The organism is Micromonospora sp. NPDC007208 (assembly GCF_042869175.1).
GTDB lineage: Bacteria > Actinomycetota > Actinomycetes > Mycobacteriales > Micromonosporaceae > Micromonospora > Micromonospora foliorum.
The window spans coordinates 113479-127489 of sequence record NZ_JBIAFG010000014.1 but is presented as its reverse complement, the minus strand read 5'-3'; the positions used below and the strand labels follow the sequence as shown (position 1 = coordinate 127489).

At 70.1% G+C, this 14011-nt stretch carries 12 protein-coding genes; 3 read left to right on the top strand and 9 right to left on the bottom strand.

Features of this window, described 5'->3' with window-relative positions; genetic code table 11:
* Positions 1 to 121: 121 nt before the first annotated feature.
* The 3 genes from ACFYL6_RS24775 to ACFYL6_RS24765 form a co-directional block, all read right to left on the bottom strand.
* Entirely contained in the window at positions 122 to 1402 is a 1281-nt protein-coding gene (locus ACFYL6_RS24775; RefSeq protein ID WP_387174615.1) for a glycosyltransferase family 4 protein, read from the bottom strand.
* A gap of 242 nt (positions 1403 to 1644) precedes the next feature.
* Positions 1645 to 3921, bottom strand: a complete 2277-nt coding sequence (gene katG, locus ACFYL6_RS24770) for a catalase/peroxidase HPI (protein WP_387174613.1) — start codon at positions 3919 to 3921, stop codon at positions 1645 to 1647.
* Complete coding sequence (locus ACFYL6_RS24765) at positions 3918 to 4373, bottom strand: Fur family transcriptional regulator (RefSeq protein ID WP_387174738.1); 456 nt, start codon at positions 4371 to 4373, stop codon at positions 3918 to 3920. Before ACFYL6_RS24765 ends, katG begins: the two co-directional genes overlap by 4 nt.
* Before the next feature lie 198 nt (positions 4374 to 4571).
* On the opposite strand from ACFYL6_RS24765, the gene ACFYL6_RS24760 reads away from it, so the two are divergent.
* The 3 genes from ACFYL6_RS24760 to ACFYL6_RS24750 all read left to right on the top strand — a co-directional run bounded on the left by ACFYL6_RS24760 (position 4572) and on the right by ACFYL6_RS24750 (position 7589).
* A complete protein-coding gene (locus ACFYL6_RS24760; RefSeq protein WP_387174611.1) occupies positions 4572 to 4979 on the top strand; it encodes a YciI family protein in 408 nt (135 codons plus the stop codon).
* An 8-nt stretch (positions 4980 to 4987) separates the two neighbouring features.
* Positions 4988 to 6133 (top strand): RNA polymerase sigma factor, encoded by a 1146-nt coding sequence (locus ACFYL6_RS24755; protein WP_387174735.1) that lies wholly within the window; start codon positions 4988 to 4990, stop codon positions 6131 to 6133.
* A gap of 430 nt (positions 6134 to 6563) precedes the next feature.
* Positions 6564 to 7589 carry a glycoside hydrolase family 11 protein gene (locus ACFYL6_RS24750; RefSeq protein ID WP_387174610.1) on the top strand — a complete coding sequence of 342 codons (1026 nt, stop codon included), beginning with the start codon at positions 6564 to 6566 and terminating at the stop codon, positions 7587 to 7589.
* A 145-nt stretch (positions 7590 to 7734) separates the two neighbouring features.
* Here ACFYL6_RS24750 and ACFYL6_RS24745 read toward each other — a convergent pair whose 3' ends face one another.
* The 6 genes from ACFYL6_RS24745 to ACFYL6_RS24720 all read right to left on the bottom strand — a co-directional run bounded on the left by ACFYL6_RS24745 (position 7735) and on the right by ACFYL6_RS24720 (position 14001).
* On the bottom strand, positions 7735 to 9180 hold the full coding sequence (locus tag ACFYL6_RS24745; RefSeq protein WP_387174608.1) for a protein kinase: 1446 nt from the start codon (positions 9178 to 9180) through the stop codon (positions 7735 to 7737).
* A 167-nt stretch (positions 9181 to 9347) separates the two neighbouring features.
* The gene (locus ACFYL6_RS24740) at positions 9348 to 10241 is read right to left on the bottom strand and encodes an SGNH/GDSL hydrolase family protein (RefSeq protein ID WP_387174606.1); all 894 of its coding nucleotides are present in this window, start codon (positions 10239 to 10241) and stop codon (positions 9348 to 9350) included.
* 124 nt (positions 10242 to 10365) lie between these two features.
* Entirely contained in the window at positions 10366 to 11040 is a 675-nt protein-coding gene (locus ACFYL6_RS24735; RefSeq protein ID WP_387174604.1) for a DUF6891 domain-containing protein, read from the bottom strand.
* Between the two features lie 76 nt (positions 11041 to 11116).
* Positions 11117 to 11731 (bottom strand): dihydrofolate reductase family protein, encoded by a 615-nt coding sequence (locus ACFYL6_RS24730; protein ID WP_387174603.1) that lies wholly within the window; start codon positions 11729 to 11731, stop codon positions 11117 to 11119.
* Positions 11732 to 11957: 226 nt separating this feature from the next.
* Positions 11958 to 13352, bottom strand: a complete 1395-nt coding sequence (locus tag ACFYL6_RS24725; RefSeq protein WP_387174601.1) for a non-reducing end alpha-L-arabinofuranosidase family hydrolase — start codon at positions 13350 to 13352, stop codon at positions 11958 to 11960.
* 208 nt (positions 13353 to 13560) lie between these two features.
* Positions 13561 to 14001: an OsmC family protein gene (locus ACFYL6_RS24720; protein WP_387174600.1), complete on the bottom strand. Its 441-nt coding sequence runs from the start codon at positions 13999 to 14001 to the stop codon at positions 13561 to 13563.
* Positions 14002 to 14011 lie beyond the last annotated feature (10 nt).

Below are 14011 nucleotides of genomic sequence, written 5' to 3'. Positions count from 1 at the left end.
CCTCCCGGCACAAGATCGGTTCAATCTAGCCCTGTCACCCCGACGGCAGAAGGGGCCGTTGCACCGACTGCGCCGTCCTCCGCGGGGCCAATCCGACACTGCCTGAGCGAACGCCGCCCGGTCAGGCGCGGGCCCGGGCGGGTCGTGCCCTGGCCCGTCGGCCCGGCTGCGGGGCCAGCCGGAGGTAGAGCCGCTCCAACTCGCGGGCAGCGGTGTCCCAGCTGTACCTCCCGGTGATCCGCTCGCCCAGCGCCGCGGCGGCGGCCCGTTCAGCCGGCAGGTCGGCGAGCAGCGACGTCAGCACCCGGACCAGGTCGTCCTCGTCGCCGTCGCGGAACAACCGCCCTCCGGCGGCGTCCGAGCTCAGCACCTCGACGTGCGGCGCGATGTCGCTCGCGACCACCGGCAGCCCGTACGCGGCCGCCTCCAGCAACGTCAACGGCAGTCCCTCCAACCGGGACGGTTGGACGAAGCCGGCCGCGCCGGAGTACAGCTCGGCGAGCAGGTCGCCGTAGGCGAACCCGGTGAAGACGATCCGGTCGTCCGCGCCGGCTTCACGGCGCAGCCGGTCCACGAAGTCGTCGGTGAACGACGACCCGCCGACGATCGCCAGGCGCATCGGGGTCTCGGTGCGGCGGAAGGCCCGGATCAGCAGGTCGGCCGCCTTCTCCGGGACCAGTCGACCGACCAGCAGCAGATAGCCGCCGGGAGTCAGCCCGAACCGGTCCTGGATCTGGCCGGTCCGCACCGGCCAGGCCGGGTTCACACCGTTCGGGATGTAGGTCGTCGGGCGGCCGAACCGGGTGCCGTAGTGGGCGGCGAGCCCCTGGGAGACCGCCACCCGCTGGTGTGGGACGTAGCCGCTGAACCAGTGCGCGCTGCCCAGCACCGCCCGCGCGGCGAACCCCCACTTGCCCCGCTGGTTGTCCAGCCCGTGCACGGTCAACACCACGCGCGCCCGGGACAGGGCGCGTGGGAGCGGGGCGACCAGGGCCGGCCCCAGCCCGTGGTAGTGCACGATGTCGGGCCGCGCGGTCATCGCCGCGACGGTCGAGGTCGCCGCGTGCACGATGGCGTCGAGGTGTTTGCTCGCGATCGTGTGGGTCTGGCGCAGCCGTACGCCCCGGTAGCCGTCGGCGGGGGTCTCGCCGTAGCTGCGGCGGCAGTAGACGGTGACCTCGTGCCCGTAGCTGGCGAGCCGGCTGGCCATCTCCTCCACGTGCCGTTCGATCCCGCCGTAGGTCGCCGGCATCCCCTTCTGGCCGATCATCGCGATCCGCAGTGGACGCCAGGCGGTGCCGTCGGCGCTGGCCGGCCCGCCGGGGACCACCCGCTGCCGGGGAATCGCCCGGCTTCCGGCTTGCTGGTCCACTTCCTCGGCCTGCAGGTTGGGATGGCCCACGTTGACTCCCTGCGTGACTAGGTCAGCGCCCGCCGCCCGGGCAGATCAACACCTTGCCATGGATGGGCCCGTCCGCCAGCTGATCAATGAGACAAAAAAATCATCCATGGGATTCGTTGCGAAGGGAATGCCATCAGAGTGACATCGAGGTGGACGGCGCCGGTGCCGCGTCGAACGGCACGCAAAGGGCGACGAGCCCCGGCCGATCACGTGGATCGGCCGGGGCTCGCCGGTGGTGCCTGTCAGACGAGATCGAACCGGTCGAGCTCCATGACCTTGGTCCAGGCGGCCACGAAGTCGGCCACGAACTTGTCGCGGGCGTCCTGGCTGGCGTAGACCTCCGCGAGGGCCCGCAGCTGCGAGTTGGACCCGAAGATGAGGTCGACCGCGGTGGCGGTCCACTTCACCTCATCGGTGGCCAGGTCGCGGATCTCGTACACGTGCTCGTCGGACTTCGACGCGCTCCACCGGGTGCCCGGGGAGAGCAGGTTGGCGAAGAAGTCGTTGCTGAGCACGCCCGGCCGGTCGGTGAGCACACCGTGCTGGCTGCCGCCGACGTTGGCGCCGAGGGAGCGCAGACCGCCGATGAGGACGGTCATCTCGGGCGCGGTCAGGTTGAGCATGTAGGCACGGTCGACGAGCAGCACCTCCGGCTGGGTCTTCTCGCCGGCGCGCAGGTAGTTGCGGAAACCGTCGGCGCGCGGCTCCAGGACCCGGAAGGAGTCGGTGTCGGTCTGCTCCTGGGTCGCGTCGGTGCGGCCCGGCCGGAACGGCACGGTCACCTCGACGCCAGCGTCCCGCGCCGCCTTCTCGACGGCGGCCGAACCGGCCAGCACGATCAGGTCGGCGAGCGAGATGGTCGCCCCGCCGGCCGAGTTGAACTCCTGCTGGATGCCCTCAAGGGCGGTCAGGACGGTGGCCAGCTGCTCGGGCTGGTTGACCTCCCAGTTGCGCTGCGGCTCGAGGCGAATGCGCGCCCCGTTGGCGCCGCCGCGCTTGTCGGTGTGCCGGAAGCTCGCGGCGGAGGCCCAGGCGGTGGAGACCAGCTGGTCGACCGTGAGACCGGACTCCAGGACCTTCGCCTTGAGGGCGGCGATGTCGGCGTCGCCCACCAGCTCGTGGTCGACGGCCGGCACCGGGTCCTGCCACAGCTGCGGCTCGGCCACCCACGGCCCGAGGAAGCGCTCGATCGGGCCCATGTCGCGGTGCAGCAGCTTGTACCACGCCTTGGCGAAGGCCAGCGCGAACTGGTCGGGGTTCTCCAGGAAGCGGCGGGAGATCTTCTCGTACGCCGGGTCGACGCGCAGCGACAGGTCGGTCGTGAGCATCGTCGGCTTGTACTTCTTCGCCGGGTCGAACGGGTCCGGGATGATCGCCTCGGCGTCCTTGGCGACCCACTGCTTCGCGCCACCGGGGCTGGTGGTGAGCTCCCACTCGTAGCCGAAGAGGATCTCGAAGAAGCGGTTGCTCCACTGCGTCGGCACGTCGGTCCACGTCACCTCGAGACCGCTGGTGATCGTGTCGGCGCCCTTGCCGCTGCCGTGGGTGCTCAGCCAGCCCAGGCCCTGCGCCTCCAGCGGGGCGCCCTCGGGCTCCGGGCCCACGTGGTTGTCGGCGACGGCGGCACCGTGGGTCTTGCCGAAGGTGTGACCACCGGCGATGAGGGCGACCGTCTCCTCGTCGTTCATCGCCATCCGGCCGAAGGTCTCGCGGATGAAGTGCGCCGCTGCGGCCGGGTCCGCGTTACCGCGCGGGCCCTCCGGGTTGACGTAGATCAGCCCCATCTCGGTCGAGCCGACGCCGGCCGCCATCTCCTTCTCGGAGGCGTAGCGCTCGTCGCCCAGCCAGGTGTCCTCCGGACCCCAGAAGATCTCCTCGGGCTCCCAGACGTCCTCGCGACCGAAGCCGAAGCCGAAGGTCTTGAAGCCCATCGACTCCAGGGCGACGTTGCCGGCGAGCACGAGCAGGTCGGCCCAGGAGATCTTCTGGCCGTACTTCTGCTTGACCGGCCAGAGCAGCCGGCGGGCCTTGTCCAGGTTGGCGTTGTCCGGCCAGCTGTTGAGCGGCGCGAAGCGCTGCCCACCGTCGCCGGCGCCGCCCCGGCCGTCCTCGATGCGGTACGTGCCGGCGGCGTGCCAGCTCATCCGGATCATCAGGCCGCCGTAGTGGCCGAAGTCGGCCGGCCACCAGTCCTGCGAGGTGGTGAGGACCTCGACGATGTCGCGCTTGAGGGCCTCGACGTCGAGCTTCGCGAACTCCCTGGCGTAGCTGAAGTTCTCGCCCAGCGGGTTGCCCTTGGAGGAGTGGGCGTGCAGCACCGAGAGGTCGAGCTGGTTGGGCCACCAGTCCCGGTTGGTGCGCGGACGACCGCCGGTCTTCGGGGTCGGCGAGTCGATCGCCGGGTTCTCACTCTCGCTGCCGTGCGCGGTCACCGAGTCGTGCGCGACCGGGCAGCCGGCCGCTGCCTTCTGGTCCACGCCCTGCGCACTGGTGGGGCCGTTGTCCTGGGTGTCGCTCATGTGCTTCCTTCCGAGCTTGCGGATCTCTGGGGCGTGCGTTCGGTCGCGCAGTCGGGGCAGGTGCCCCAGTAGACGACCTCCGCCTCGTCGACCACGAAACCGTGGTCGCCCGAGGCGGTGAGACAGGGGGCGTGACCGACGGCGCAGTCGACGTCGGCGATGGCGCCGCAGGAGCGGCACACGACATGGTGGTGGTTGTCCGCGACCCGGGACTCGTAGCGGGCGGTCGCCCCGGCCGGCTGGATGCGCCGCACCAGACCGGCCTCGGTGAGCACGCGCAGCACGTCGTACACCGCCTGGTGGGAGACCGTGGGATGATCCGCGCGGACCAGCTCGATCACCGCGTCGGTGCCGACGTGCGGGTGGTCGCGCAGCGCCGCGAGCACCGCCAACCGGGGCCGGGTCACGCGCAACGAGACAGCCCGCAGCTGCGCCTCGAAGTCGGACATCACGGGTACGAACACTAGCTCACTATTTTGGAACGAATCAAGTTTTGCCCCGCCCGAGCTACCTCAACGGCGGACGATTCACCCGAGGTTAACCTGCGGGAGGAAAAAAACCGGACAGCCATGTCGAGAAGTGCCCACCGGCTTCGTCCCCGGTGTGAACGTGACCACGATGGGTCGCAGCCAGCACCAAGGAGCATCACGATGGCGAAGTACCTGCTGCTCAAGCACTACCGGGGCGCACCGGCCGCGGTGAACGACGTGCCCATGGACCAGTGGACGCCGGCGGAGATCTCGGCCCACGTGCAGTACATGCGCGACTTCGCGGCCCGACTCGAGGGCACCGGCGAGTTCGTCGACGCCCAGGCGCTCGCCCCGGAGGGGACGTTCGTCCGGTACGACGGCGAGGGCCGCCCGCCGGTCACCGACGGCCCGTTCGCCGAGACCAAGGATCTCATCGCCGGCTGGATGGTGATCGACGTCGACAGCCACGACCGGGCCGTCGAGCTGGCCGGGGAGCTGTCGGCCGCCCCCGGGGCGGGCGGGAGGCCGATCCACGAGTGGCTGGAGCTGCGCCCGTTCCTGGTTGAGCCGCCCACCATCACGGAGTGACGACTCCGATGGACGAGACGCTGCTGCGGAGCCTCACGCCGAGCGTCCTCGGGATCCTCGTCCGCCGCGGAATCGACTTCGCGGCGGCCGAGGACGCCGTGCAGGACGCCCTGGTCGAGGCGGTCCGCGTCTGGCCGGCCGACCCGCCGCGCGACCCGAAGGGCTGGCTGACCACTGTGGCGTGGCGACGGTTCCTCGACGCGGCCCGATCCGACGCCTCCCGCCGCCGGCGGGAGGATCTCGTCGACGAGGAGCCGGCGCCCGGGCCGGCGCCCACCGTGGACGACACGCTTCAGCTCTACTTCCTGTGCGCCCACCCGTCGCTGACGCCGTCGTCCGCGGTCGCGCTCACACTGCGCGCCGTCGGCGGGCTGACCACCCGCCAGATCGCGAACGCCTACCTGGTGCCCGAGGCGACCATGGCGCAGCGCATCAGCCGGGCGAAGCGCACCGTCTCCGGGCTGCGGTTCGACCGACCCGGTGACGTCGCCACCGTGCTGCGCGTCCTCTACCTCGTCTTCAACGAGGGCTACTCCGGCGACCTGGACCTCGCCGCCGAGGCCATCCGGCTCACCCGGCAGCTCGCGGCCGCGATCGACCACCCCGAGGTGGCGGGGCTGCTCGCCCTCATGCTGTTGCACCACGCGCGTCGCGCCGCCCGGACCGCGCCCGACGGCAGCCTGGTGCCGCTCGCCGAGCAGGACCGCAGCCGCTGGGACACCCGGTCGATCGCCGAGGGCGTCGAGATCCTGCAGGCGGCCCTCGCCCGCGACCAGCTGGGCGAGTTCCAGGCCCAGGCCGCCATCGCGGCACTGCACGCGGACGCGCCGACCGCCGCCGAGACCGACTGGGTGCAGATCGTGGAGTGGTACGACGAACTCGCGCGCCTGACCGACAACCCGGTCGTCCGACTCAACCGCGCGGTGGCGGTCGGTGAGGCCGACGGCCCCCGGGCCGGCCTGGCGGCGCTCGCGACGGTGGACGACGCGCTGCCCCGGTACACGGCGGTGGCGGCGTACCTGCACGAGCGCGACGGCGACCTGGCGAGGGCGGCGCGGCTGTACACCGAGGCCGCCCAGCAGGCCACCAACCTCGCCGAACGCGACCACCTGACCCGCCAGGCCGCCCGGCTCAACTCCCTCGGGCGTCGCTGACCGGTCACGTCGGGAGCCGCTGCCCTCGTACCGGGTGCCACCGCCGGCAGGCCTGGTCCGGAAAGTCTCCGGAACTTTCGGCGGCCCCCACCCCAACCGGTGTTCGGCTGTTGCGACGCTTCGGTGACCGCCCTGACCTCTGATCGACTACTGACCTGGATGGATGCCACTCGGCGACAACAGCGGTGTTGCCACCGTGTTTCCGAGAATTGTTGACAAGTCGACGGCCGGGTTAATACGGTCGCCATCGACGACGCTCAATTGTCGTCAGCACCAGCCACCACGACCCACTTCTCCGGTCGTCGTGCAGGACGACCGGCCCACCACCACCGAGCGGTACGACGCCGTGGCCGCTACCCGACCACCGGCAGCCTGCCGAGGCGTACCGCGCCGCTGGCCCCCGCCAGCCGTCAGAGGAGGCAACAGTTCCATGACCGACACCAGCCACACCGCACCGAGAGGGCGCGGCCGCATGCGGTTGCTCCTGGGCGCCGCATGCGCCGCCGTCCTGGCCGTCACCGGCACGATGACCGCCACCAACGCGTACGCCGAGGCCGACCGGACCCTCACCTCGAACCTCACCGGCACCCACAACGGCTACTTCTTCTCGTTCTGGAAGGACAGCGGCAACGCCAGCATGACGCTGCGCGCCGACGGCCGGTACACCAGCAGTTGGGACAGGAGCACCAACAACTGGGTCGGCGGCAAGGGTTGGGCCACCGGCAACCGACGGACGGTCACCTACTCGGGCAGCTACAACCCGGGCAACAACAACACCTACCTCGCCCTGTACGGATGGACGCGCAACCCGCTGATCGAGTACTACGTGGTGGAGAACTTCGGCAGCTACAACCCGAGCAGCGGCGCCACCCGGATGGGCACTGTCACCACCGACGGCGGCACCTACGACATCCTCCGCAGCCAGCGGGTCAACGCCCCGTCGATCGACGGCAACCAGACGTTCTACCAGTTCTGGAGCGTCCGCCAGCAGAAGCGTTCGAGTGGCACCATCACCACCGCCAACCACTTCGACGCCTGGGCCCGCGCCGGCTTGAACCTCGGCACCAACCACAGCTACCAGATCATGGCCACCGAGGGGTACCAGAGCAGCGGAAGCTCCGACATCACCGTCCGGGAGGGCAGCGGCGGCGGCAACCCGACCACCCCGCCCCCCACCGGCAATCCGGGGACCGGAAACTGCAACGCGACGATCACCGCCGGCCAGCAGTGGGGTGACCGGTTCAACCTCAACGTCGCAGTCAGCGGCACCAACAACTGGGTCGTCAGCCTCGGCCTCGGCGGTGGCCAGAGCGTTCAGAACAGCTGGAACGCCTCGGTCAGCGGCACCAGCGGCACCGTCACCGCGACACCGAACGGCAACGGCAACAACTTCGGACTAACGATCATGGCCAACGGCAACTGGAACTGGCCGACGGTCAGCTGCCGTACCAGTTGACCCCGATCAACTCCTGACATCGCACCAACTGGCGTGGCGGCCTCGGCCGCCACGCCAGACTGCTTCCGCAGGCAACCCCCGTCCGCCTCGTCGTCCAGGACGACCTCGGGTCGGCGGTGCGGCACGGTCCGGTCGTCGCCGCCCGCTACACCTGCGGTACGGCGGTCTCTCCTCCGGCCGGCGATTCCTCCGCCGACGGTGCCGAGGTTGGGTCCGCCGCCGGGTTCTCCGTCGTCCCCGCGGTCGGTGACGCCGTCGTTCCGCCCGTCGGGGCTTCCGTCGGGGCTTCCGTCGGCTCCGCAGGAGCGCTCTCGGACGCGGTGGGACTCGGCGAATCCGCGGTGCTCCCACCGGACGGCGTCGATGGGGCCACCGTCCCCTCGCCCGCGGCCCGGCTGGGCGTCGGGGTCGCGGAGCCGGGCGCTCGGACCGGCAAGCCCGCGGAACTGCGCGTGGCTGGTTCACCGCCGCCGACGCCGGGGCCCGGGTCCCGCTGCTGCGGCACCGTTGGCGACACCGCGGGCGGCACACCGGGAGGTGTCGGCGGCCGCTCGGTTTGGCCGGGCATGATCCCGATGGGATCGGCGAACACCAGGACGGCGGCCGCGGCGGCCAACGACCCGAGAAGCACCGCGATCGTTCTGGGCCCAGGAGCGACCGCCCGGCTCACCGTGCCGCCGAGGGCCGACCGCCGGGCAGCCGTGACCTCGGTCCGCACCCCGATCTCGGTCGCCCCGGTCGCGGTGGGCAGCACCTGGTCAGACGGGTCCGCGAGTGTCTGCGCCGCCTCGGCCATGGCCGCTGCCGTCGGAAAGCGGTGGGTGGGCTCCTTGGCCATCGCGGTGGCGACCACGTGCCGAACCTCCGCCGGAACGTCCTCGGGAAGCGGCGACGGTTCCTCTTCGAGGTGCCGCAGCGCCACCGCGACGGCATTCTCGCCCTGGTGCGGCGGCCGACCGGCGAGGCAGTGGTAGACGACAGCCCCCAGCGCGTAGATGTCGATCGCCGGCGTGGTCTCGTTTCTCGCGACCTGCTCAGGTGCCATGTACAGAGCGGTGCCGACGACCTGGTTCGGTGCGGTCAGGCTCGCCGCTTCCTGCGTCACCGCGACACCGAAGTCGACGAGTACGACGTGCCCGTCCGGCTCGATGATCAGGTTGCTGGGTTTGACGTCACGGTGGACGACACCGGCGTCATGCGCCGCCTGCAGGGCACGGGCGGTCTGCGCGGCGATCGACATCGTCTCGGCCACGTCCAGCCGGCCGACCTCGGCGATCCGCTCCGACAGGGGCTGCCCCTGCACGCATTCCATCACGATGTAGGCGAGGACCGGCGCTCCGGATTGGGACACCTCACCGTAGTCGTAGACCTGGGCGACACCGGGGTGACGCAGGGCTGCCATGGCCCGTGCCTCGCGCCGGAACCGCTCACCGAAGCCCTCGTCGGTGACCAACCGGGGTTGCAGCATCTTGACCGCCACGCAGCGGTCCAGGGTTTCGTCGACCGCCCGCCACACGTCACCCATTCCGCCGCTGGCGATGCTTTCGACCAGGCGGTAACGGTCTCCGACGACTTGCCCCACATTCGGCATAGCTTTCGGTACCCCGGACTCCTCGGTCTCAAGCACACCGAGGTTGGGCATCGCCGCGCCGGCCTTGCCGGGAGATCGGCACGCGCACGGACTGCGAGCGCCCGGCCACCGTGCGGTGACCCGCCCCGCCGCTGGCGGCGGGGCGGGCTCGTCCGGTTACGGCCCGGTCAGCTGTTCAGCCTGGCCAGCAGGGCGGTGGCCATGCCCTGCTCACCTCGGGCGTTGGGGTGGAACGGCGCGGCCGAGTTCTGCGGCACCAGACCCTCGACCCAGCGGGTGCCGCTGCTCTTGCACGTGTCGCGGCCGATCGACGGGGTGTAGACATCGGCGTAGGTGGCGCCGTTGGCGCTCGCGACGCTGGCCAGCATCGCGTTGAGTGACTTCTCGATACCGCGCAGGTACGGCACGTCCTGGTAGGCGATCGGAACGACCGGCCAGCAGCCGTAACCGGTGTCCGGCAGGATCGCCGGGTAGCCCAGCACCACGACCCGTGCGCCAGGCGCGGCCTGCCGGACCGCCTGCAGCACTGCGGTGATCTTCGGCGTGGCGGCGACGATCCGCGCCTGCAACTGGTCGACGCCTCCGGCGGTGTACCGGTTCTTGCACGGAGATCCGAGGGGACTGCTGACGCTCGCCTCCGCGCAGTCGCCGATGATGCCGGAGAAGCCGATGTCGTTGCCGCCGATCTGCACCGTCACCAGCGACGTGTTCGACGTGACCGCGTTGAGCTGCGGTGGCAGCGTGATGCCCAGTTGGCCGCTACCGCCGTAGAGGATGTCGTCAGTGGTGGCGCCGGAGCAGCTCACGTCGGCGAACGACGACGAGCCGGCGGACGCCGCCACCAGCGACGGGTAGTTGCGGTTGGACCGTAGGCAGTTGAGGTCGACCTGGGTGGGGATCAGCGGGCCTGCGGTGTACGAGTCGCCCAGCGCGACGTAGCGGCCGGTGGGCACCGCGGCGCTGGCGGGGGTGGCGACGGTGAGCAGCACGCCGGCGGTGGCGACGGCGAGTGCGGCCAGCCGGGTGGCTGCCCGCAGGAGGGGCAGGCGGGGACGGGTCATGGCGCCTCCCAGGAGGGATCACGGGGGTGGTGGTGCCCGAGATCCTGTCGCCGTGGACGCCATCCGTCAATATCGATGGACCTCACTAAATACCGGTCCGAAGTGTGGGATCAATCGGTAGCGGTCAATCAAGTGGCGCATACCACTGGGCGCCGGTGACCCGGATCCGGCGGGACTGGCTGCGGTTCCAATCCACCTGCATGCCGTGCTTGCGGAGCACCGGAAAAGCGACCTCGTCCAGCAGTCGTTCCAGGTCGGCCTGGTAGCTGGCCTGCTGCTCGGCCTCCGACAGGCCCGCGTAGGCGACCTCGTCGAAGTCGGCCGGCGGGTAGACCCCGTAGCCGAGATAGACCTCGCCGCCCTCACTCGCGAGCAGCGACTCGGTGTCCTGCTGGTGGTACCAGAGGAACCCGCGCCAGTGCCGAGAGTCGTCTCGCTCGTCGTCGATCTCGGCGCTCGCGCAGGTGCCACAGCAGCTGAAGTTCTCCCGGGCCAGCACCCCCAGCTCGTTGAGCTCCGCGAAAGCGCGGGTGAGGTTGCCGCGCACCTCACCCCACTCGCGCTGCTGCGCCCGCCGAACCGCCAACGCCGTCTCGTGCGCCGCCCTGAGCTCGTCGTCCGTGGCGCCACAGCGCTCCTCGGCGTCGTCGAAGAAGTCGACGAACTCGTCCGCGTCGCTCTCACCCCGCACGACCCAGGCCCACAGCTCGTCCTCGACGGCGGTGCGGCCCGGCTCGGGAATTCGATCGGTGAGGAACCTGACACCCGCAGGGCGGTCGTTGTACGTCCACTCAGTCACGACGGGATCTTCACATGGGCGTACGACGCCCCCGGCCCGAGAACGGCCGGCGCGGCGGCCGTCCCCGGAACGCGCCCTAGCTTCCGGCCGGCACCTGGTCCTTGACCTCGTCGTAGCCGACCGGAGTCGGTGCCGAGCCCGGCGCGTAGATCACGCGAAGGACACCCGTCGGGAACGCCTCCGACGCCACCAGTCGCAGGTGGTACGCCGCGTCGCCCTCGTCGAACAGCTTGCGACCCTTACGCGCGGCCACCGGGTGCACCAGCAGGCGCAACTCGTCGACCAGACCCGCGGCGAGCAGTTGCTGCACGACGGAGATCGACCCGGGGATGAGAACTCCCCGGACGCCGGCATCCGCCTTGAGCGCGGCGACCGCGTCGAGGAGGTCCCCGTCGATCAGCTCCGAGTTGCGCCACGAGAACTCCAGCGGCTGACGCGAGACGACGACCTTGCGCACGTCGCCGAGCTGCTTGGCGAACGGTGCGTCGTCGCCACCCGCGGCCTCACGGCCGGGCCAGGCCCCGGCGAAGCTGTCGTACGTTTCGCGACCGATGAGCAGCACGTCGGCGGCGTCATAGTCCTCGGAGACGGCACGGCCCATGTTCTCGTCAAAGTACGGGAAGTGCCAGTCCGGGTCGATCTCGGCCACACCGTCGGCCGAGATGAACAGCGTGGAGATGACCTTTGCCATCGCGGGGGATCCCTTCGAGTCGGGTGATGTCGCTGGTTCGACCGGCGCATCGTCCCAAACTCGTCAGCCACCGGCTGCCCCGATGATGCGTGTCGTATCCCGTCTTTGTCAGCCAGACGTCACGGGAGCGATCCAATGCCACGTTTCGGCATGGTGCGGGCGGGCTCGGCGTGACGCCGAGCCCGCCCGTCCGGTGCTGTCCTTTGCTGTGCCGTGCCGTGCAGTGTCAGCGCTGCAGGGTCAGCAGACCCGGCCGGTACGGCAGGAGGCCGTAGTCGCCGCCGGAGCTGGGGGAACGGCCCTGGTAGAGCAGTTGCAGGTTGCAGGGGTTGACGGTCATCGTCTGGTCCGCGTTGGTCCGCAGCAGCTCGCCGTGGCTGATGTCGTTGGTCCAGGTGGCGCCGCTGTTGGCCTTGCCGGCGAACGGGTTGCTCTCGCTGGCGGCCTGCGGCGTCCACGAGCCACCCAGGCTGGTGGCCGTGAACGAGCGGAAGTAGCGACCCTGCGAGCCGATCGCCTCGACGATCATCAGATAGCGACTCTGGCCCTGGAGTTTGTAGACCTGAACGGCCTCGAAGAGGTTGTTCGTGGTGTCGCTCATGATGGTCGTGTAGTTGGAGCCGAAGCTGCCCGGGAAGTTCCCGATCGGCATGCTGGCCCGGTAGATCTTGCCGTTGTCCCCGGCGAAAAAGAGGTACATGTTCGTGTCGTCACCGATGACCGCCTGGTCGATCGGGCCGGTGCCCGAGCCGGTGATGCTGCCGCTGAACAGCGTCTGTGCCGCCGACCAGCCGTTCGGGTTGGTCGGGTCCGACGAGGTCCGGTAGGAGAACGCGGGCCCACCCCACTGGTAGGCGAGCACCCAGATGTTCTTCGGCGCGAAGTAGAACAGCGACGGTGCGACGGTCGCGTTGTTCATCGCGTTCTGGCTGGCCGAGGCCATCTGCGAGTAGTTCGTGAAGAGGCCGAAGTTCATCGAGCCCCATCTGGTGCCGGTGTCGTGGGTGGTGGCGTAGACGAGTTGCTGGCCGTTGTACGGGGCGACGGTGAAATCCTTCAGCGACACCCAGCCCGACCTCGGGGTCGCCAACTGGCCCGTCGAGGACCAGCGGTACGTCGACGGGAGGTTGCACGTGTCGGTCGGAGGCGGGGTGGTCGGCGGCGGATCGGTCGGTGGTGGGGTCGTCGGCGGCGGGGTCGTCGTTCCACCGGTGCAGGCGACACCGTTCAGAGCGAAGCTCGTCGGGTCGGGGTTGCTGCCCGTCCAGGACCCGTTGAACCCGAACGACACCGTGCCGTTGGTCGGGACCGAGCCGTTGTAGCTCACGTTCCTCGCCGTCACCGCCGACCCGCTCTGCGTCAGCGACGTGTTCCAGGCCTGCGTCACCGTCTGCCCGGCGCCGTACGACCAGGTCAACGTCCAACTGCTCAGCGGATCGCCCAGGTTCGTGATCGCCACGCTGGCACCGAAACCGCCCTGCCACTGCGACGACACGGCGTAGTTCACCGAACAACCCTCGGCCGCGGCGACGGCCGGCAGCGCCGCGACAACTGTCGACGACACCAGTAAGCCGATGCCGGCCGCCACCAGACCGACATTGGTGGCTCTGGATCTGGTCATATAGCACCCTCCTCGCGGGACGGCGGCCCAGACATTGGTGGTGGCCGCTGCGCGGCGACTGATTGTGAGCGTTAACAGGCCGCGTCAGGTATGGTACGGGAGCGCTCCCATACCATCAACCACCATCTATATTCGGCTTCGCCCACGGTTGGCTTTCCCGGTGTGGCGGCCCGGGAGAACGGACCGCACCCGGCCTGAGCAGCCGTGCTCAGCGACGATCGGTCTCCGCCACGGCGATCGCGACGGGAGTGCCGAGCTCGACGGTACGGGCGACGGTGCACAACCGATCGTGCGACTGCTGCAGCGACCGGGGCAGGGCCGCACGGGCCGCGTCGCCCTCCGCGCCCTCCGGAAACGTCACGGTGAACTCGACCCGCAGGTTCCGCATCCGGTTTCCGCCGGCCTCGTCCCGGACCTTGTCACCGGTGACGGCGACGGCGAACTCGGTCGGCTCGGCACGACGGCTGGTGATGTGGTCCACGTCCACCGCCGTGCAGCCGCCGATGGCAGCCAGCAGCAACTCCACAGGCGTGAAGCTGCCGTCCTCGCCCGTGCCCAACGACACCGACCCGCCACGGGTGTTCCGCACGACGTAGTTGCCCAGGCTGGTGCGCTCGATCTCCACCGAGCGGAAGGTGTCGTCAGTCATGACAGGAAAC

What these genes read in the sequence shown, in the direction of transcription:
- ACFYL6_RS24740 (WP_387174606.1), bottom strand. Translation starts at nt 10,241, where the DNA reads ATGACCCGTCCCCGCCTGCCCCTCCTGCGGGCAGCCACCCGGCTGGCC.
- katG (WP_387174613.1), bottom strand. Translation starts at nt 3,921, where the DNA reads ATGAGCGACACCCAGGACAACGGCCCCACCAGTGCGCAGGGCGTGGAC.
- ACFYL6_RS24745 (WP_387174608.1), bottom strand. Translation starts at nt 9,180, where the DNA reads ATGCCGAATGTGGGGCAAGTCGTCGGAGACCGTTACCGCCTGGTCGAA.
- ACFYL6_RS24720 (WP_387174600.1), bottom strand. Translation starts at nt 14,001, where the DNA reads ATGACTGACGACACCTTCCGCTCGGTGGAGATCGAGCGCACCAGCCTG.
- ACFYL6_RS24730 (WP_387174603.1), bottom strand. Translation starts at nt 11,731, where the DNA reads ATGGCAAAGGTCATCTCCACGCTGTTCATCTCGGCCGACGGTGTGGCC.
- ACFYL6_RS24760 (WP_387174611.1), top strand. Translation starts at nt 4,572, where the DNA reads ATGGCGAAGTACCTGCTGCTCAAGCACTACCGGGGCGCACCGGCCGCG.
- ACFYL6_RS24755 (WP_387174735.1), top strand. Translation starts at nt 4,988, where the DNA reads ATGGACGAGACGCTGCTGCGGAGCCTCACGCCGAGCGTCCTCGGGATC.
- ACFYL6_RS24750 (WP_387174610.1), top strand. Translation starts at nt 6,564, where the DNA reads ATGACCGACACCAGCCACACCGCACCGAGAGGGCGCGGCCGCATGCGG.
- ACFYL6_RS24725 (WP_387174601.1), bottom strand. Translation starts at nt 13,352, where the DNA reads ATGACCAGATCCAGAGCCACCAATGTCGGTCTGGTGGCGGCCGGCATC.